Origin of the sequence: Pseudoalteromonas sp. S1612 (assembly GCF_005887175.1) — a bacterium.
Lineage (GTDB): Bacteria > Pseudomonadota > Gammaproteobacteria > Enterobacterales > Alteromonadaceae > Pseudoalteromonas > Pseudoalteromonas undina.
Window position 1 is genome coordinate 50642 of the sequence record NZ_PNDH01000016.1, and the last position, 19920, is coordinate 70561.

A 19920-nucleotide genomic window follows, 5' to 3' on the forward strand; every position below is an offset into this window, starting at 1 on the left:
CGCCGCGATTAAATCGCCCCTAGTTTGAACAAATCTTAATCCGCAAAGGTCAACAGACCCTAAATGTTTATTCTAATCTTATAAAATTAGGATAATGTAATGGCTAGTGGCAGTTAATTTAACCTGAACTCTGTGTGGGATAGATTTATTATCCAGAGTTCAGGTTATTTAAGCAGTGGGATAGCCTAAGCGCAGCTTAATAAATTCGGCGAGTTTAAATACCGCGTTTTCAGGTTCGCTGGCGGTTTTTACTAAACTAATACCTATGCTGCCAAGCGCAGGTAAATGTTTAGTGTGTAAGTGATAGGCTAAATCGTTAGGTACGGTACTTTTTGCGAGCACTGTTATGCCTAAGCCTTCTTTTAATGCGGCAATTAAACCGGTTAAATCGGCATTACTGTAAACAATACGATATTTAATGCCTGCTTTTTCAAGCGCCTGAGTTGCTCTGCGTCGGTAAATACAGCCCTCAGGCGCGGTCACTAAGGTTACCGTTTCATTTTGTGCCAGTGATAGGTCGCCCACCCACACTAATTGGTCTTGAATAAAAATAGGGAATTTTTCTGAGTCAAGTTGCTCGTTAAGCGCTAACACTAAATCAAATTGATCTTGGCGCTCATCAGAGAGTAGGTGTTTACTTAAACGTGATTTTACTTCAAGTGATACCTCAGGGTAGAGCGCCACAAAATCGCCAATAATGGAGGGCAAAATACGCGCGGCAAATTCGCTAGGGATCCCCAAGCGCACTTTACCGGTTACACTTTCTGAGGTGAACAACTGCAAAATGGCATCGTTATGCTGCACCATTTGCTTTGCCATCGGCAGTAATAACTCGCCATATTGGTTGAGCACTTGTCGTTGCCCCTGCTTTTTAAATAATTTATAGCCGAGTAAGTCTTCTAAACGTTTTACTTGTAAGCTCACTGCTGGTTGCGAAAGGCCAAGTAAATCGCCAGCTTTGGCAAATCCACCAACCTCAACCACCATAACAAAAGTTCGTAAACTGTCGGTTGAAATATTTTTCATATTTAAAATTACTATTTATATGGCTATATATATAAGTATTATTTATCAATTGATAAGTAATTACAATTTGTTGTTGTAAGGCTTGCGCAATATACTTTTGCTATTAAAGATTGATAGGTATTTGTTATGACTTTTAACCCGATTATGTTTGCCCGCCATAGCAACGCTAACAGCGCGGTTATTAATGCCTTACAAGCCGATAGCAATCACGTTGTTATTGACTTTAGTGGTAGCGAAGCATCGGTATTTTTAAGTACTATTTTAGGTCATGACCTCACCAAACTTACCGCTAGTGGCTTTGGCTTTAAAGGCACACTGGATGGCGATTTAAATTCTGATTTTAGCTACGCCGTTTACTACTTTAGCGAAACCGCCTTTCGATTTGTACTTCCTGTTAATGCTAGCCTGCAATTACAAGCGCTCATTAACGAGCAACAGCTTAGATACGATATAGACTTTGTGGTACGCACCGACTTAGCGACCTTTACTTTAAAAGGCGACAATGCATTTGATACCTTAGTTGAGGCATTTAAACTAACCCCAGGGTTACGCCTTGCTGACGCGCAGCTTTGCTATGGCGCGCAAAGTGGAGACGTGTTTGTTACTGCAGTAGATCAAAACAACGAACAGCAGTTTATTGTTATTGCTAAAACTGCCACGCTTGATAAGTGGCAACAGTATATGCAGCAACAGGGCTTTAGTGTTACCAACACTCAAGCAGCCTAACGGGTAAAAAGTTAAAGATTACAATTTGGTAGGCTTATTAATGGCTACCATGTTATTCCCCCTCATTTAATTGAGGCCACGCCCACACACATGGGTTAATTTAAAAGTGAAGGAATATTATGACTTCTAAAACAGTATTACATGCAAAGCACCTTGAAGCCGGCGCAAAAATGGTTGATTTTCATGGCTGGGAAATGCCAATTAACTACGGCTCACAAATAGAAGAACACAACGCCGTACGTAACGATGCTGGTATGTTCGACGTATCACACATGACCATTGTTGATATTCAAGGTGAGCAAGCACAAGCGTTTTTACGCAAGCTAGTAGCTAACGATGTTGCTAAGTTAACCGTACCAGGTAAAGCGCTTTACACTGGCATGCTTAACGAGCAAGGCGGCGTAATCGACGACTTAATTATTTACTACTTTAGCGAAACATTTTATCGCTTAGTGGTTAACTCAGCGACCCGTGAAAAAGATTTAGCACATTTAGCTAAGGTGTCGAGCGATTTTGCTGTAACGGTTACTGAGCGCCCAGAATACGCCATGATTGCGGTTCAAGGCCCTAATGCACGTGCTAAAACAGCCCAAGTATTAAACGCTGACCAGCAAGCTGCAGTAGAAGGCATGAAGCCATTTTTTGGTGTTCAAGCCGGTGATTTATTTATTGCTACAACAGGTTATACTGGCGAAGACGGTTACGAAATTGTAGTACCAAACGAGCAAGCCGCCGATTTATGGCAGCAATTGCTTGATGCCGGTGTGGCGCCTGCGGGCTTAGGTGCGCGCGACACACTGCGTTTAGAAGCAGGTATGAACCTTTACGGCCTAGATATGGACGAAAGCGTATCACCACTGGCAGCTAACATGGCATGGACTATTGCATGGGAGCCAGAAGATCGTGACTTTATTGGTCGTGATGTTTTGGTAAAACAACGTGCAGAAAAAAGTACTCACAAGCAGGTAGGTCTTATTCTTGAAGAAAAAGGCGTATTACGCAGTGGTTCTAAAGTAATTGTTGATGGTGGCGAAGGTGTTATTACATCTGGCACATTCTCACCAACATTGGGCTATAGTGTTGCATTAGCACGTGTACCACGTTCAACTGGCGACACAGCTCAAGTAGAAATGCGTAAAAAATTAGTTAACGTAAAAGTAGTTAAGTCGGGCTTTGTACGTAACGGTAAATCAATAATCTAAATAATTTGGTTATACCAATAAATAAGTTAGCCTTATTCATTGGTATTCTCCCAATCTAAACCAAAGGATGAAAAAAATGAGCAATATCCCTAGCGAGTTAAAATACGCACCTTCACACGAGTGGGTTCGTAACGAAGGCGACGGCACTTACACTGTTGGTATTTCTGAGCATGCACAAGAACTGCTTGGCGACATGGTATTTGTTGAATTACCAGAAGTAGGCGACGAAGTAGATGCTGGCGAAGACTGTGCAGTAGCAGAGTCGGTAAAGGCAGCATCAGACATTTACGCGCCAATCAGTGGTGAAATTGTTGCCATTAACGAAGAGCTAGAAGATGCGCCTGAAACAGTAAACAACGACGCATACGGCGACGGTTGGTTATTCCGTATTAAAGCGTCAGAAGAGTCTGAGTTAGATAACTTATTAGACGCTGAAGGTTACGCGCATACAATTGACGAAGACTAATCGTTAATTAATAAAAGCCCCTCTATGTTAAAACATTGGGGCTTTTATGATTAAAGCGCTTATTTTTCCATACAAATTAAGCAGCTAAATCATCACATATTTTAATCAATACTAGTTACCCATTAGTATTTGGATCATAGGAATCTGGACACATGTCAAACGCCAAATCTCTTGAACAATTAGAGCAAAAGCAAGATTTTATTCGCCGCCATATTGGGCCAAGCCCAGCGCAAGTAAACGACATGCTTAGCGCTCTTGAAGTATCGAGCGTTGAAGAGCTGATCGGTCAAACTGTACCTGCTGGTATTCGTCTTGAGCAAGGTCTTAATATCGGCGAAAGCCGCACCGAAGTTGAAACACTAAGCTACTTAAAATCAGTAGCAAGCAAAAATAAAGTTTTCAAATCGTATATTGGCCAAGGCTACCACCCAACTCACGTACCGCACGTAATTTTACGTAACGTACTTGAAAACCCGGGTTGGTATACAGCGTACACACCGTATCAGCCAGAGATTGCACAAGGGCGTTTAGAGTCACTATTAAATTTCCAGACTATGACCCTAGATATTACCGGCCTAGATTTAGCAAGTGCCTCACTGCTTGACGAATCAACCGCTGCAGCCGAGGCTATGGGCCTTGCAAAACGTGTATCTAAAGCTAAAAAAGCCAATGCGTTCTTTATTGCCGACGACGTACACACGCAAACCATTGACGTAGTGAGCACCCGTGCAGAGCAATTTGGTTTTGAAATTATTGTAGGTAAAGCCGCCGATGCTGTGAACCACGATATTTTTGGTGCGTTATTTCAATACCCGTCAACATCAGGCGAAATTGTTGATATAACTGACCTAATAGCTGGCGTACAAAGTAAAAAAGCGATTGCCTGTGTAGCTGCCGATATCATGAGCTTATTACTATTAAAAGCACCAGGTAAATTAGGCGCCGACGTAGTATTGGGTTCAGCACAACGTTTTGGTGTACCTATGGGTTACGGCGGTCCTCATGCCGCATTTTTTGCAACACGTGATGCATATAAACGTTCATTACCAGGTCGTATTATTGGTGTATCAAAAGATCGTTTAGGTAACGATGCATTACGTATGGCAATGCAAACTCGCGAGCAACATATTCGCCGTGACAAAGCCAATTCAAACATTTGTACTGCGCAAGTATTGCTAGCGAACATGGCTGCGTTTTACGCGGTATACCATGGCCCGCAAGGCTTAAAAACCATTGCACAACGCATTCACCGTTTTGCTGATATTTTAGCAACTGGCTTAAAAGCAAAAGGTGTGGCACTTAAGCACACTACTTGGTTTGACACATTAACAGTGGTTGATGAAAACAAAGCCGACGTGATTGCGCGTGCTGTAGCTAAAGGTGTTAACTTTGCTACTAACCATGCAGGTGAATACTCAATTTCAGTATCTGAAACCACAACCCGTGCAGACGTTGCTGAGTTATTTGATATTATTTTAGGCGAAGGCCATGGCCTAAGCGTAGATGCGATTGCTGCTGATGTTGAAGCAAATGGCAGCGACTCTATTCCTGCAAGCCTAGTGCGTGATGATGAAATACTAACGCATCCAAACTTTAACAGCTACCACAGCGAAACAGACATGCTTCGCTATATTAAGCGCCTTGAAAACAAAGATTTAGCGCTTAATCATTCTATGATCTCGTTAGGTTCATGTACCATGAAACTAAACGCGACCGCTGAAATGATCCCAATTACCTGGCCTGAATTTGCTAACCTTCACCCATTCTGCCCGCTAGACCAAGCAGAAGGTTATCAAGTAATGATTAACGAACTACACGATTGGCTAGTTAACATTACCGGTTACGATGCCGTTTCATTGCAACCAAATTCAGGTGCACAAGGTGAATACGCAGGCTTAATCGCCATTCGTAAATACCACGAGTCACGAGGGGACGCGCACCGTAACGTATGTTTAATCCCAAGTTCTGCACACGGTACTAACCCAGCTTCGGCACAAATGGCCAGCATGAAAATTGTAGTTGTTAACTGTGATAAAAACGGCAACATCGATATGGAAGACTTAAAAGCGAAAGCTGAAGAAGTCTCTGAAAACCTATCATGTGCCATGGTAACGTACCCATCTACCCACGGTGTATACGAAGAAACGATTCGTGAGTTATGTGAAATTGTTCACCAGCATGGTGGCCAAGTTTACATGGATGGCGCAAACATGAACGCGCAAGTAGGTGTTACTAGCCCAGGCTTTATTGGCTCAGACGTATCGCACTTAAACTTACACAAAACCTTCTGTATTCCACACGGCGGCGGTGGCCCAGGTGTTGGCCCAATTGGTGTTAAATCGCACCTTGCGCCATTTATGCCAAACCACAGCGTAATTAACGTACCAGGTACTAATGAAGGAAATGGTGCAGTATCGGCAGCGCCTTACGGCTCTGCAGCTATTTTACCTATTTCATGGGCTTACATTGCCATGATGGGCTCTGAAGGCTTAAAACAAGCGACAGAAATGGCGATTGTAAATGCTAACTACTTAAGCAATGAGCTAAGCAAGCACTTCCCAATTTTATACCGTGGCCGTAACAATCGCGTTGCCCACGAATGTATTATTGACCTACGCCCATTAAAAGAAGCCTCAGGCATTACTGAAATGGACGTTGCTAAGCGCTTACAAGATTATGGTTTCCACTCACCAACAATGTCGTTCCCAGTAGCGGGCACATTAATGATTGAGCCAACTGAATCTGAGTCTAAGGGCGAGATTGACCGCTTTATTGAAGCGATGGTATCGATTAAAGGTGAAATTGATAAAATCATTTCTGGTGAATGGTCTATCGAAAACAACCCATTGGTATTTGCACCGCACACACAAGCTGATGTGTTAGGTAATGAATGGGACCGTGCGTATGACCGTTTTTACGCTGCATTCCCAGTACCAGCAGTTGCAAAAGATAAGTTCTGGCCAACCGTTACACGTATCGATGACGTATACGGCGACCGTAATTTAGTATGTGCATGTCCTCCGATTGAGACATACCGCGACTAATTTTTGAAAAAATTTCCATTGTAGAGTGGGGTTTATCAAAATTATAAAAGCCGTTGCAGCAATGCAACGGCTTTTTTGTGTGAGGTGAAAAGCCATTTCCAATGCTTATGTAGGTTGAGTGAAACGAAACCCAACGATTCTCCAATATCATTACCAACTCTCAAGCACGTAAATATGTATTGTTTGTAGGTCGCTCTTTAGGCATGTGTGATTTAACACAGGAATAATAGGTATCACCGTAGGCGCTGAGCTTGCTGGCGTGCGTGGTTTGTAGGTTGGGCTTTAGCCCAAAAAGTTGTATCACCTTGGCTGATTGCTTTTATTGCTAACTTTTGCCTGGATAAATCCGTGACCTAAATTAGAAACCTTATTCAAGGTTTTGTCGCGCTGGCGACGGCGGCCAAAGAGGGGCTGCCGCTGACCCCTCTCTGGACTCTCCCAGCGCACCCGAGCATCACGCTTAATCCTTCAAACCACAATTGATGTGAACGTAAACGGCGAAGATAGGCCATCCATGGCCTAGTTTCGCCTTATCGCGCATCCATGCGCGATATTACTCATCAATTGCTTATTTTCAGGGCGTGATGACGGGGGAGGGGGTTAAACGTGAGATTAATGATTAATAATTGGTCTAGGTAAGAAGTAAAACTTGATCCTTCGAATTATTACAAAATTATATTTTCCAATCGAATAGGGGTCACCCATTAGAAAGTTCCGGTCAAGCAGGCAGCTGTGTTTCCTTGATCTTTTTATTCAAAAACCAAGTGTTCTTATCATTTAAACTCACTTTAAATATGACTACGCACCCAGTAATGACGTCGATTGGTGTGAATATACACCAGTCACCCATATGAATTTAGGCAGTTTAATTAAGCATTGTTGATGATTAATGAATGCCCTTGGCTTTCGCCTCAGTCATCGTTTAGTACCAATGTCAGTCCAGTTTCTGGCTGTATTTACACACTGCGCTGTAACAATTCTGTGGTTTATGCTTGCACATTACCAATCCTTTAACCCCTTCGCTTCTGCTCCTGACGAATCTAAGCATAAGAATTATTTTCCTAGGATAAAAGATAATAGATGTTGCAAAGGTTTTTTATGAGTTATTTACGTGTGTTAGGTTATTAGGTACACTAATGTTGTATAAAAATTAGCTATCTGACCTAATATAAATACCTTTATTTAGGTCTCAGGAAAATAAAATTATAAGTAAATGGAGTTTAAGTTCATATGGAAGTTCATTTTTATCCAGGTCAGGACCTTTTGGTTATAAAGCAAAATGGTTTGAAATTCGCTCAATTTGAAGCGATGGGAGGCCCTCCAAAAGTTGGTAATGATCCCTATATGGCCGAAGAGCCGACTACGCCAGGTCATTATATAATAGATAAAACAGAAGCTTATAGAACGCCTACTTGGCCTACATCAAAACTAACTTGGGGCACTAAGCTAAAAGATATGCCTGCAAAAGGAGATATTTGGTATGCCCTACCAAGTGGTAAGTGGGGAAGTCTAAATCAGTTATATAAACTACCTGTGCGTAGTGCAATCATGGAAATGCATAAAGAGCTGTATGGCAAAGAAGTGGTACCTGACAAGTGGGTGTTCAATGATTTTGGGCCTACTGCTATTCGTTGGTTTAAAGATATTAATGGTAATAAAATACTTGATGGAAAAGAGCGTCTATCAGGGCAAATGTTTCACACTACGCCGGAGAACGAAGCCGAAAAAGCAACAGGTTCAACAGTTCGATTGGTACCTTCACATGGGTGTATTCATTTAAAACCTAACGATAGAGACCGCTTATTCACCATAGGTGCTTTTAAACGAGGCACTTCATTTACGGTACATAAATATCATGAACGTTATAAATCAAATTAATAAAAGTATCTGCATTTTATCAGTGACGATGAGTGCTTTTTTTTTATTTAGTAATAACCTGCTTGCAGCAAGTATGTACTTGCTGCCTAACGGTAATGAAGTATCTATTGAACTTGATAGCGTATCTACCGTTTTTGACTCAGATAATGGCTGGTTACTTGGAGGTTATAAAATAATAAATGGTAGTAACGCTTCATATGTAAGTTTTATTCCCTATAACAAGGAGCCAATAAAATACTGGCCTTTAACAAGGGGTTATGTATCACAATTTTTCAAAGCTAATAATAAATTTTATGTTATTAGTTCAGCTGGAGATGCTCTTCAAATTGAAGACGATGGTTTAACCTCAACAGGCTTTAAAGTTAAGCCCAAATCTACAGTGGTGGCTGAAAAACCTTATTTAATTGCTTGCCATCCGCGCGGGTGGGCAAAGCTTAGTTCTATAAATACAGGCAGTTGCTATAGGTTGGATGGTACATGGGATATTGAATTATCTTGGACTCAAATAAATATTCCACCAAAGCTGTGTAATGGGAATTTAAAAGTATTAATAACAACCAATAAAAACCAAAATTGGGATGTTATAACCCTTGATACAGAAACAGGAAAAACGCTAACAAGTAAAAAAATAGCAAAACCGAAACATGAAATGTCGTTGTGTGAGCTATAGAAGTTAATAGATTAAAATACTGTATCTATTTTAATAGACTAAATGAACTTGGATTTTGATGTATTGAACACTTTGCTTAATGCGGACTATAAAAGGGCAATATTATTGCTCTTTTATATGCGCTTAAATTGGTTTTTATAAACTATAGCGCGACTAAGCTTTGCTCTAGCATTGCCTTCATTTGTTTTACTATTTTAGCTTCTGTTTCAAACGAAAGGGGTCACCCATTAGAATGTTCCGGTCAAGCAGGCAGCTGTGTTTTCTTGATCTTTTTATTCAAAAACCAAGTGTTCTCATCATTTAAACTCATTTTAAATATGGCCAAAAACCTAAAAAGGTCTGGGCCATATTGGAACTTCGCTGACAGGTGTTTAGGCCAATACAAAGATTGTAAAAGCATACACAGAAGGAAATGAGCAAACTTGTACCAAGGCTAAGTATGTTGAGACAAAGCCAAAGGTGCTGGATTAGGCGTTAGTGGAGGTTATTCTGGAGGGGTTGCAGGCGAGTTAATATATGAGGTTGTTGAAAAGTAATGGAGCCTATTAAGTTGTGGTTTTTAACTCTGTTTCTTACATCTGCGGGTCTTTTCTTTTTTATAATATTACCAATGTTAATAGCTATAAAAGATAAAAAAACACGGTTGGTAGAGGATGTTCTAGATGATGGAAATCGTTTTTACTCATTAAATATCATAACTGCTGGTAGCGGAGCATTGCACTACGGTTCTATATTTCTATTCGATTGGTATGCTAGGCGTTATAAGGTAATAGAGGAGAGAGAAAAGGTACCCAAAAATTTGCAGATGTGGTTTAAGCTTTATTATATTTTGTTTATAACATTTAGCCTTATGTTTTTATTAGCATGCTTAATGGCCTACTTTGTTTAGATTAACTGCTTTTCTTTTTTGTTGATTAAATAATGGATTTGATATTTTTTGGTGTTGGCTTAAGTGTTATTTTTATCATTCTTTTACCTTTAGCTTTTTATTTAAAAGCAAAAAAGCTCAGAACGGTTGAAGATATTTTAGAGCATGGAAATCGCTACTATTCCCTAAATATTTTTATGGCGCTTCATGGTTTACTTCATTATGGCAGTGTATTTTTATTTGATTGGTATGCAAAACGGTATAATTTATTAAGTGATAGAAACAAGGTACCAGCTCACGTCTCGAGATTATTTAAAGTATATTTTGTAATTTTTATGCTTTGCGCACTATTAATGTTTTCATCTGTATTATTTGAATAATGGCTTTAGGTGATGGTCAGTGAAATGAGAGCTACTAGCTTACAGAGTCATTCAATATTAAAATTAAAGTACAGTTTAGCTTGTGCTTTAGCGATAGTATCAAGTGTTATTAGCTACTCATCATTAACATTTACAATGTTAGTTATGCTTTGGCCTTACGATGCTATAAATGAACTTGGGCCTAGGGTTATCGGTTTTTTTATTGGCATATGTGTGTTTATCTTTCTTGGGGCGCTCATATCTACAGGTAGAAGCTGGGTTATTAAAGTTTACCGCTTAGTTGCTGGGTGCTCTATAGCTGTGTCTCTAGTTTATATTTTAGGTTTAATATTTGAGCAAAAAAATGAACGTTTATTTAATGGTTTAGAACTTTCATTTTTATTTATGATTTTTAATTCATTTATATTGCTACTTTTTAAAAGTAAGTATTTAAAGGTGAGTGTTAATGTTATTAAAAGGCTTAAAAGACGGCAAAAAAAGCAAATGGAATACTTAAAAAGCCAGCTCTAAATCATAATCTCCAACAGAATCAGCAAATATTAGATTATTAGTCGCTGTGAATTTTTGAGAATATATAATCTACGTAATATATGGAGAAATATAAGGTGGGATTGGTTAAACCTTTTTGTTTTTTGAGCACTATATTTTTTAGTCAATTGGCGGCAGGAAATGATTTATATTTTGATGTAGGCAAAGCGACACCTTATCTTAGTGTTTGTTCACTTAAGAATGATTTATCTGAAAGTAATACGATTGTTGATTTTACCAATGATTTACTAGGTAAAATCTATCACTCATCTGCAGAGACTGAGAAAGATGTTATTGCTTTAGGCACTAATGAATACTTTGATCAGTTGAGTTATCAATCTGCGCTTGGTGTTACTGAGGAATATGAGTTGTATACTTTGTCAAGGTGCGAACGCTTTGCAGTCAATTTTTTAAATAAGTTATGCTCAGACAAAGTGAGTAAACTTCCATTACCTAAGCTTACATGTACAAAGGCAAAGCAGTATCTTTAAATAAAAAACAAATTTAATAAAACTACATTACAAATTAATTTAGAATATTTTTTAAGGTTTTATTTTCGATTAGTTTTAAAAACCAAAGGGTTATACCTCTTGTTTTAGGAATAAAAGGAACGAAAGGGGTCACCCATTTGGTTTTAAATATACCCACCCCAAAACTACATATAAGTATTAATTGCTATAAACATCCTGTTTGCACCTAGAGTGCTTACCTCTTTTATAACTAATTGTTTAATAGTATCTAATTTAGGATTAGTATTAGTTACTACTTAAAACAATAATAAAATAAGTGCTAGAAATAGCCTTTAATAAAAGAGGTATTCATGGAAGATCTATTTATAGGTTTATTTGCAAATGTCGGCGTTATATTAGTTTTAGTTTTGATATTAAAAGCACTTAAAAAAGTTGATTTAAATCTAATGTGGTCTTTGATTTCGTTAGGTATTTTAGTTTGCTACTTTTTTGCTTTGTTTAAAGGTGGAAAGGTTATCCCCTTGGATATGCTTTTTCCTGATATGTCGTGGAATTGGTCTGGAAAAGTAGCGGCAATAATCCTTTGGTTAGTCGTACTATTGGCTTTAGTTAAATTTAAAGCTAACTTTCGTATTGCGGATGCTGGTTTTACTTTTAGGCAAAATGAAAACTCTATAAAACCCGCTTTTACAGTTATGTGCTTGTTTATCATTTTACAGATAGTTGTATCACTATTTTGGAGTGGTGAACCTAATTACGATTTAGAAACCTTACTTTATCAGGCAACAATGCCAGGCTTTGATGAGGAGCCAATGTTTAGAGGGATTCTTTTATTTTGTATATCTTTGGCAATCATATCTGAACGCTATAATTTAGGTGGTGCGTCAATTAACATTGCAGGGTTGCTCTTAGTGGTGTTATTTGGACTAGTTCATGGGGTTATGTTTAATGGTGGAGAGTGGCACTTTTCTTTCCCCGCTATTTTATTAACAGGCTGCTACGGCTTTATTTTACTTTGGCTAAGAGAGCGCACAGGGAGTTTGGTGTTTCCTATTTTAGCCCATAATAGTGTTAACTTTGTTGGGCAGCTAATCTAATTAAAAGTTTAATTTAAGAGAGGTAAAATCTTGTGTAAGTTTTTACCTCCTCACCGGCAGCAGCCAAAAGGGCTCATTTGCAGGTGACCACAAGTCATTCATGCCTGCAATTTGAGCTCCTTTTATTACCTATGCTTTTAGTGCTTTGCACTGCTAAATTTGCTGCCGAACACTACTCAGCTTGAAAGCATGAGAAGCCCAGTACTTACACTTTAAACTGTTGTACCAATTTTAATAAGTTATTGCCTAGTATTGCCATTTCGTTACTTGCTGTTGATGTTTGCTCAGTTGCAGCTGATGATTGCTCTGTTACTTGTTTAATATTAACAACGTTGCGGCTGATCTCATCTGCAACCACGGCCTGTTGCTCAGCGGCTGAGGCTATTTGCGCGTTCATATCATTAATTGCGCTGCTGTAGTCATTGATTGTTCGCAGGGTTTCACCTGTTTTACTCACTTTTTCAACAACTAAGTCTGTTTGTTGTTGGCTTTTGGTCATTACCTCAATGGCGGTTAATATTCCGGATTGAAACTTATCGATCATTTGTTCTATGTTGGTGGCCGACTCTTTAGTTCGTTGTGCTAAGGTTCTTACTTCATCAGCAACTACTGCAAAACCTCGGCCTTGCTCACCCGCTCTTGCGGCTTCAATGGCGGCATTTAATGCCAATAAGTTTGTTTGTTCAGATACGCCTTTAATAACATCTAATATGGTACTTATATTTTCGCTGTCGGCTTGTAGCTTTTCAATTGCAGAGGCGGATTGATTAATTTCTTTAGTAAGGTTATCAACCGCGTGAACTGTTTCGTTCACCATGCTTTCACCGGCTTTAGCATTATTATTTGAATCACTTGCTGAACTGGCTGCATTTTCTGCGCTATTTGCAACGTCTTGAATTGTTGCATTCATTTGCGTCATCGCGGTGGCAACTTGTTGCGTTTCATCATGCAGCTTTTTAACTGCTGCACTTGTGGTGTTACTAACTATTGAAAGCTCTTCGGAAGTTGATGCAACCTGAGTGGTTTCAGATGCCACTGAGGTTATTGTGGTGCGAATTTTAGCAACAAATTTATTAAATGCGCGGGCAACGTCGCCGGTTTCATCTTTTGATGAATCGTCGACTGTTACGGTTAAATCACCTTCGCCATCGGCAATATCGTTCATTCTATGTGAAAGGCGATTAAGTGCGCCGGTAATTCTCGAAGAGATAAAAATGGCAATAACAATACCTGCGATTAAGCCTGTAAGGGTAATGACAAGCATTAAGCTATATGCAGAGGAGTGCCGTGCTTGAGCTTCTAACTCGTCATTTGCCATATCTTGTTCGATTGCATTTACTAAATTAGCCATTTGAGAAATGGCTAAATCGTTTAGCCTCCTGCCTTCATTTTTAGATAAGACTATTGCTTTGTCGTTTAAATCAGCTCTTGCTAGATCACGAATTTGAAGATTTACCTCAATATATTCATCCCATGTCGCGGCAAATTCATCGAGTAAACGTTTGCCGTTGTCATTGACTAAATTGCGAAGAGTTGCACGTCGCTCTAGCATTTCATCTCGCGTTTGAGCTATGAAGTCGGCGTATTCATCCATGGCTGCTTTTGAGTCTGCCAAAATTATATTTTTTTCAGCTCGAGATACAGCTAAAGCGCCTTGATTGACTCTAGCTGCCAGTTTTACTTTTTCAGCTGAAACATTAATTATTTTACTCATTTGATCATTCATTATGGAAAGGTTATATATACCAATCCCAGCAGTAACAATTAGCATGATGATTATTAGACTAAAACTCGCTAATAATTTTGCTTTAATTGAAGTGAAACCAATTTGATTTAAATTTGAGAGCATTTTTAAATTCCTTTTGGCAGTCCATTTATCGACTTGTATCTTTGAAAAATAACAGGTTCGTTGTAGCACCACTAATTAATAAACTGTAGAACAAAAATTTAATAAATAAAGGTTGGTTTTTAATCAGATTAATTTTGTTATTTTTGATAGACGAGAGAGTTATGAACTTTATTTATTATAATTCCCCGACTTTAATGATTAATATTTTATAAATAAAAGTGTGATGTTTTGGGGTGTTTTTTCTTTTTTATTAAATAGTTAGGTTTTCAAGACTACTTTTTAAATTATCACCGCTTAGGGCTAAACAGTGATAATTGAGAATGAAAAGTCAGCCAGCGAGTAAGGAATTGAGCTGACTTGACTGTATTTAACGTTTACTCTGCCGCATGGGGTAAAACAAATGAGAGTGTGGCTAAATGCTCGGTTTTATCAAATACATTTAAATTCGTGCTTTTTTCGTCGTAGATTGCGGCTATTACGTTTAAGCCTTGGTTACGCAATGGCAATGTGACCAAGCCGTCATGAACCAAAGGGGTCAAATCTTGACTTCAGACATCAAAGGTCTAGATTTATAGTTTACTACTCATTGAGTGAATTACTATGTCTAGGCCTCTGCGAATAGAGTATGAAAATGCGTTTTATCACGTAATGAATCGTGGAAGAGGGCGTGAAAATACCTTTTTGAGTGATGACGACTTTAAATATTTTTTATATTGCATTGAGCAAGCAGGCCTTCGCTTTAATATTGAAGTGCATTCATATTGTTTAATGACCAATCATTACCACCTGCTAATCAAAACCCCTGATGCAAATTTAGGCCGAGCCATGAAGCATATTAATGGCCTTTACACCCAATACTTTAATAGAGTACATAACACCGATGGTGCGCTGTTTCGAGGGCGCTACAAAGCGGTGCTGGTGGATGCTGATAACTATTTATTGCATGTTAGTCGGTATATTCATCGTAACCCAATTGAAACGAACATACCGTTGGTAGAAGAGCTTGCTAAGTATAAATGGTCTAGTTATCCAGCTTTCATTAAAAGGGGAGCGACGCCTAAATGGCTAGTCCGAGGCTTTATATTTTCGCTGCAAGGCAAAAAGCGTAAATATGCTGCTTATAAGCAATTTGTTGAATATGAAAACAATAAAGAAATAAGCGCTTTTTATAGTGCTAAAAAGTTATTGTTGGTTTTGGGTTGTGAGGACTTTATTGAAAACATAAAAGACTATATTGCTAAATCAGATAGCGAAAGAAAGCTTGTTAGTAAAAAACGCTCAGCAGATGATGTTATAGCTTACTTAGCTAAACACTTTAATGTTGAAGTTGATGAGATTATAACGGTTAAAAAGGGGCGAAAAGAGAAAAATTTACCACGCTGGTTTGCTATAAAATTATGCCAAGATTTAACGGGATTAAATTTGCAGGCATTAGCAGATGTTTTTAATGTTAAACACTATTCGGCGATATCAAAAACTGTCGGTAGATTAAATGCATTAATGATTGAAGATAAGAAGGTTGAATTGCAATTAGAAAAACTTCGAGATTGTTTGATGTCTGAAGTCAAGATTTGACCCCTTTTGGTTCTTTTGGTTGTAGGTGGTAAAGAAATACGCCCAGTACATGACCAATTTTACGGTGATAGGGCCGGTACATTACAAGACCCATTTGGCCATGTATGGACAATAGGCACTCATAAAGAAGATCTCAGCGATGACGAGATTAGTCAACGCATGGTTGATCTGATCAGTAAAGAAGAAGACGCATAAATTATAGTGGCTCATAGCTGCTCTACAGTTTTGAAAAATAGGTTTATATTTCATCTGAAGACAGCTATGAGCGAAGCAGATTCACAGAGCATTGTTCAAGATAGTATTTGCATTCATGGCACACGTTCATCTGTGATGTTTGGCGATTTATCAGCTCATGAAATGCCATGAATTCTCTACAATTTTTAACTATCCTAATGATTTACATATATTACTTATTGATAGTTAAAACTCTATCCCTAGTTATATTATGATGCCTCCTTGCTTTGTGTTTAAGCTACAAAACCATCCCAGTTTTTCATGTAAGTCAAAAACTTTTTGCTTAAACCTTCTTTCTTTAAATGCGCCTCACTTACAGGCAGTGGAGTGGGTTTAAAATCAGGATTGGCGATAACTAGTTTAGGAAAGTTGTGGTGTAAAATTGCGGAACGTCCAATAGTAACAAAGTCAGCACCCGCATCTAAAACGGTTTGTACATCACTACCTGAATTAATTTTTCCTGCAACGGTGAGTTTTACGTCTTTATAATCGATGTCGGTAAAATGTTGCAGTAGGCTTTTGTTTCGAAATGCAGCATCTTCAGGCTGTTTAAAAACATCCCACAGCGATATATCTAAAAAATCGATATTGTGTTGGTTAATTAGTTGCTCGCAAACGTCTTTCACTTCGTTCAACTGCATACCAAAACGTTCGGGAGATAAACGCACTCCCAATAAAAAATTAATGCCACAAGCTTCTCTTATACCATCTACTATTTCAAATAGTAGCCGAGCTCTATTGGATAAACTACCGCCGTATTGGTCGCTTCGTTTATTAATTTCGGCGCTTAAAAACTGGGTTAAAATATATCCATGCGCGCCATGCACTTCTACGCCATCGTAACCACTTTTTTGGCCCCGCACGGCTGCTGCAATAAAATCATCACGCAACTGCTGCACTTCATGTAATGATAGTCCGCGTGCGTTATGCTTGCTAACATCCGATACAGAAACTGGGTGCTGTTTTATTTGCTCCTCTGGAGAACGCATACCGCCATGGTGCAATTGTAAAATAGCTAAACTGTTGTTGGCTTTAATCGCTGCTGCCAGTCGTGTGTGGCCTTCAATATGGGTGTCATCATAAATGCCTAATTGCCCGGGAAACCCCTTGCCAACAAACTGTACGTGTGAGGCACAAGTCATAGTGAGGCCAAAACCGCCTTCGGCACGCATGGTTAACCAACGGTATTCATCTTCAGATAATTTGCCATCATCATAACTTTGACTGTTAGTTAATGGCGCTAACATAAATCGATTTGGCATAGTAACACCATTTTTAAAGGTAATTTCTGAACTAGGATGGAGCATCTTTTGTTTATCCTTTATCGTTGTAGACTATAGTTAATGGGGCTTAAACAGTGATTTTATTTTAGGCCTATTATGTAGCGAAAAAATAAACACTGGCCATCTCTTTGATCAGCATAAGGTTATGTTCAATCAAACATCAAGGATTGATGCACGCTTATGCCAGCCATGACACCAGATGTAATGGCTAACGTGCCATTTTGCATAGGATTGGACATGTCTCCTGCTGCATATACGTTATTTACAGAGGTTTGCTTAAATTCATTCACTTTTATTATTTCGCCTTGAGGTGACTCTTCTAATTCACAGTTTAAGGCCTTCACAATGGGGTTGTTTGCGCTTATTTTAGGTGCAACATATAAGCCTTGCATTGCTCGTTCAGAGCCATCGGAAAGTGCGACCGATGTAATGTTTTTGCCATCACCATTTATGTGTGTGATAGGTATGTTTTCTATTTTTACCCCACGTTTAGTCAGCAAGGCTAATTGCTTATCATCTGGCATAAAATTTCCTTGGGTAAATAGTGTTGTGGGCCCCCAATCGGGGATCATTGCTGCTTGATGTGCAGATAAAGGATGGCTTGAAAGTACGCCAAGTTCTCGGTTTGATAATTCATAACCGTGGCAATAGGGGCAATGGATCACAGACTTACCCCAATACTTCAAAAGTCCGGGAATATTAGGCAGTTCATCCTGCACGCCTGATGCGAGAATGAGTTTCTTGGCAACAATACTCTTTTCAGTCATGCGAACTAAAAAACCATTTTGAGCATTATCTTCAACATTTATTACTTGTGCTTCCAAAAAAGTAAACGTGGGATATTGCTGTAACTGGGATAATGCTGTTGTTTTTATTTCTTGTGGTGATTTACCGTCTAAACAAAATATACCATGAGAGTGAGAGGCAAAGCGATTTCTCGGTTTTCCTGCATCTATCACTACCACTTTTCTGCGGCCACGCACTAATTGCATAGCTGCTGCGAGACCGGCAAAACTACCACCTATTATAACAACTTCAGTTTCCATTATATTTCCTTAGCTCTTTACGTAACATCAATAGTTACATAAAGATTGCGCGCTGGCAATACATGTAACTTTAAAGGTTTCATGATAGGATGGCGATAATTGACAAATCGAGCTAATAAAATGAGAAAAGACAGCCGTTTATCTCGCATATTACATGCGATCATTCATATTCATTTTTTGGAAAAAGCAGTCACCTCGGAAAAGCTAGGCAAAATGCTACAAACAAATCCTGTAGTTGTCCGACGCACTATGGCGCTACTTAAAGAAGCTGGGTATGTAACGTCAGTAAAAGGCCATAATGGTGGCTGGAGTTTAATTAAGCCTTTATCTGATATAACGCTTTTTGATATCTATAAAGTGGTTGGAGAAGGTTCATTGTTTACCATAGGCTTAACAGATGAACATACGAACTGCCCAATTGAAAAAGCAGTAAACTCCTCACTTGATGGAGTGATGAGTGAAGCAGAAACTTTGATGCTAACGCGTTTTAAAGAGATAACAATAGAATCACTCGCAAAAAACTTTGAAGGTGAGTCGAAGGTTTAACGTTTTGGTTTTATTAAGAAAGTTTCTAAAGCTGAGGCTGTTTTTTTTACTTGCTAGCTTGTCGCTTGCTAACTCGTTAGCTCTGAAACTATTTTTGTCTAGAGAGATCCGCGACCTACATTAAAAAGCTTATTCGAGATTTTAAATGTAGGTTTGGTGAGCCAAAACAGGGGCGCCACTTACCCTATCTGCGCTTTTTGTAGGAATGGGCTTTAGCCACGTATATTTTTAAAGTAAAGCACCTTCCCCCATGTTTTATCAGTGTGGGTAACGAGCTTTTTTAACTATTATTCTGCCGCGTGGGGCAATACAAATGAGAGTGTTGCTAAATGCTCGGTTTTATCAAATACATTTAAATTCGTGCTTTTTTCGTCGTAGATTGCGGCTATTACGTTTAAGCCTTGGTTACGCAATGGCAATGTGACCAAGCCGTCATCATTACTAACTATTGCTTCTTGATCTGGATCGTTTACTAAATCATTGATTACTTTAGCACCTTGAACAGCTTTACTATTGAAAGTTATGCGGTAACTAACCATAGCTCCTTTTTGATCTGAAAATTCTTCGCCTACAGGAAGAATTTGCAATTGCTGATTTTTAAGCACAGGTACTTGGGTAAGCGGGCCACGTAAATGTACTGCGTACTTTTTAGTATGTTCGCTTAATAGTGCATTGGGGATTGCATCTCGACCTTTAGCAAACCATTTACCTTCCTTTGTTTTACTCCACAACCCATTATCGAGCATGCCAGTAACCGCATAAACGGTTTTATCATTTAGTAGCATCATAGGCCCTGACTCAACAAGCTTTACGTTTTGTTGTTGCCAGTTTTTGTTATAGCCAGTAATGCTTTTAATTTTATTTTGTCGTTTTACGGTATCTAAATCTTGTGCGCCTTCGCCATATATAAAGGCCAACTGTGATGAGCGCTCTGCAAACCATATTGCATGAGCCTGTGTTTGTTCGCTGTATGCGCTTGATATTGATGTGACTAATGCCATGCAGGTGAAAGGTAATATTTTCATTTTTTTC

Annotated in this window: 18 protein-coding genes and 1 pseudogene; 13 read left to right on the forward strand and 6 right to left on the reverse strand. The window is 38.9% G+C overall.

Features of this window, described 5'->3' with window-relative positions:
- Positions 1–168: 168 nt before the first annotated feature.
- A complete protein-coding gene (locus CWB78_RS07160) occupies positions 169–1026 on the reverse strand; it encodes a LysR family transcriptional regulator (protein ID WP_008465324.1) in 858 nt (285 codons plus the stop codon).
- A gap of 126 nt (positions 1027–1152) precedes the next feature.
- Here CWB78_RS07160 and CWB78_RS07165 point away from each other — a divergent pair, with 126 nt between their 5' ends.
- The 10 genes from CWB78_RS07165 to CWB78_RS07215 all read left to right on the forward strand — a co-directional run bounded on the left by CWB78_RS07165 (position 1153) and on the right by CWB78_RS07215 (position 12355).
- Complete coding sequence (locus tag CWB78_RS07165) at positions 1153–1752, forward strand: hypothetical protein (RefSeq protein ID WP_138594839.1); 600 nt, start codon at positions 1153–1155, stop codon at positions 1750–1752.
- Between the two features lie 119 nt (positions 1753–1871).
- Positions 1872–2954, forward strand: coding sequence for a glycine cleavage system aminomethyltransferase GcvT (gcvT, locus tag CWB78_RS07170; protein WP_008112433.1), 1083 nt, complete (start codon positions 1872–1874; stop codon positions 2952–2954).
- Positions 2955–3030: 76 nt separating this feature from the next.
- Positions 3031–3420, forward strand: a complete 390-nt coding sequence (gcvH, locus tag CWB78_RS07175; RefSeq protein ID WP_008112430.1) for a glycine cleavage system protein GcvH — start codon at positions 3031–3033, stop codon at positions 3418–3420.
- A gap of 152 nt (positions 3421–3572) precedes the next feature.
- Positions 3573–6464: an aminomethyl-transferring glycine dehydrogenase gene (gene gcvP / locus CWB78_RS07180; RefSeq protein WP_138594841.1), complete on the forward strand. Its 2892-nt coding sequence runs from the start codon at positions 3573–3575 to the stop codon at positions 6462–6464.
- A 1230-nt stretch (positions 6465–7694) separates the two neighbouring features.
- Entirely contained in the window at positions 7695–8342 is a 648-nt protein-coding gene (locus CWB78_RS07185) for a L,D-transpeptidase family protein (RefSeq protein ID WP_138594843.1), read from the forward strand.
- The gene (locus CWB78_RS07190; protein WP_138594845.1) at positions 8320–9012 is read left to right on the forward strand and encodes a hypothetical protein; all 693 of its coding nucleotides are present in this window, start codon (positions 8320–8322) and stop codon (positions 9010–9012) included. Before CWB78_RS07185 ends, CWB78_RS07190 begins: the two co-directional genes overlap by 23 nt.
- A 921-nt stretch (positions 9013–9933) precedes the next feature.
- Positions 9934–10260, forward strand: a complete 327-nt coding sequence (locus CWB78_RS07200) for a hypothetical protein (protein WP_028834407.1) — start codon at positions 9934–9936, stop codon at positions 10258–10260.
- 12 nt (positions 10261–10272) lie between these two features.
- A complete protein-coding gene (locus CWB78_RS07205; protein WP_138594847.1) occupies positions 10273–10770 on the forward strand; it encodes a hypothetical protein in 498 nt (165 codons plus the stop codon).
- A 101-nt stretch (positions 10771–10871) separates the two neighbouring features.
- On the forward strand, positions 10872–11279 hold the full coding sequence (locus CWB78_RS07210; protein ID WP_171040320.1) for a hypothetical protein: 408 nt from the start codon (positions 10872–10874) through the stop codon (positions 11277–11279).
- A 329-nt stretch (positions 11280–11608) separates the two neighbouring features.
- Positions 11609–12355: a CPBP family glutamic-type intramembrane protease gene (locus CWB78_RS07215; protein WP_138594851.1), complete on the forward strand. Its 747-nt coding sequence runs from the start codon at positions 11609–11611 to the stop codon at positions 12353–12355.
- A gap of 205 nt (positions 12356–12560) precedes the next feature.
- Here the strand turns inward: CWB78_RS07215 and CWB78_RS07220 are convergent, their stop codons facing one another.
- Together CWB78_RS07220 and CWB78_RS07225 are read right to left on the reverse strand one after the other, a co-directional pair.
- Positions 12561–14204: a methyl-accepting chemotaxis protein gene (locus tag CWB78_RS07220; RefSeq protein WP_138594853.1), complete on the reverse strand. Its 1644-nt coding sequence runs from the start codon at positions 14202–14204 to the stop codon at positions 12561–12563.
- A 374-nt stretch (positions 14205–14578) separates the two neighbouring features.
- Positions 14579–14743 carry a hypothetical protein gene (locus CWB78_RS07225; RefSeq protein WP_249930408.1) on the reverse strand — a complete coding sequence of 55 codons (165 nt, stop codon included), beginning with the start codon at positions 14741–14743 and terminating at the stop codon, positions 14579–14581.
- Positions 14744–14804: 61 nt separating this feature from the next.
- Between CWB78_RS07225 and CWB78_RS07230 the strand changes: the two genes are divergently transcribed.
- Both CWB78_RS07230 and CWB78_RS07235 read left to right on the forward strand, forming a co-directional pair.
- Entirely contained in the window at positions 14805–15779 is a 975-nt protein-coding gene (locus CWB78_RS07230) for a transposase (RefSeq protein WP_138594855.1), read from the forward strand.
- A gap of 21 nt (positions 15780–15800) precedes the next feature.
- A pseudogene (locus CWB78_RS07235) lies at positions 15801–15974 on the forward strand (VOC family protein); the annotation flags it as partial.
- A 272-nt stretch (positions 15975–16246) separates the two neighbouring features.
- On the opposite strand, the gene CWB78_RS07240 reads toward CWB78_RS07235, so the two are convergent.
- Entirely contained in the window at positions 16247–17320 is a 1074-nt protein-coding gene (locus CWB78_RS07240) for an NADH:flavin oxidoreductase (RefSeq protein WP_138594857.1), read from the reverse strand.
- 125 nt (positions 17321–17445) lie between these two features.
- Positions 17446–18342 carry an NAD(P)/FAD-dependent oxidoreductase gene (locus tag CWB78_RS07245; protein WP_138594859.1) on the reverse strand — a complete coding sequence of 299 codons (897 nt, stop codon included), beginning with the start codon at positions 18340–18342 and terminating at the stop codon, positions 17446–17448.
- A gap of 120 nt (positions 18343–18462) precedes the next feature.
- On the opposite strand from CWB78_RS07245, the gene CWB78_RS07250 reads away from it, so the two are divergent.
- Positions 18463–18888: an RrF2 family transcriptional regulator gene (locus tag CWB78_RS07250; RefSeq protein ID WP_138594861.1), complete on the forward strand. Its 426-nt coding sequence runs from the start codon at positions 18463–18465 to the stop codon at positions 18886–18888.
- Between the two features lie 287 nt (positions 18889–19175).
- On the opposite strand, the gene CWB78_RS07255 is transcribed toward CWB78_RS07250, so the two are convergent.
- Positions 19176–19913 (reverse strand): DUF4198 domain-containing protein, encoded by a 738-nt coding sequence (locus CWB78_RS07255; protein ID WP_138594863.1) that lies wholly within the window; start codon positions 19911–19913, stop codon positions 19176–19178.
- Positions 19914–19920: the final 7 nt, after the last annotated feature.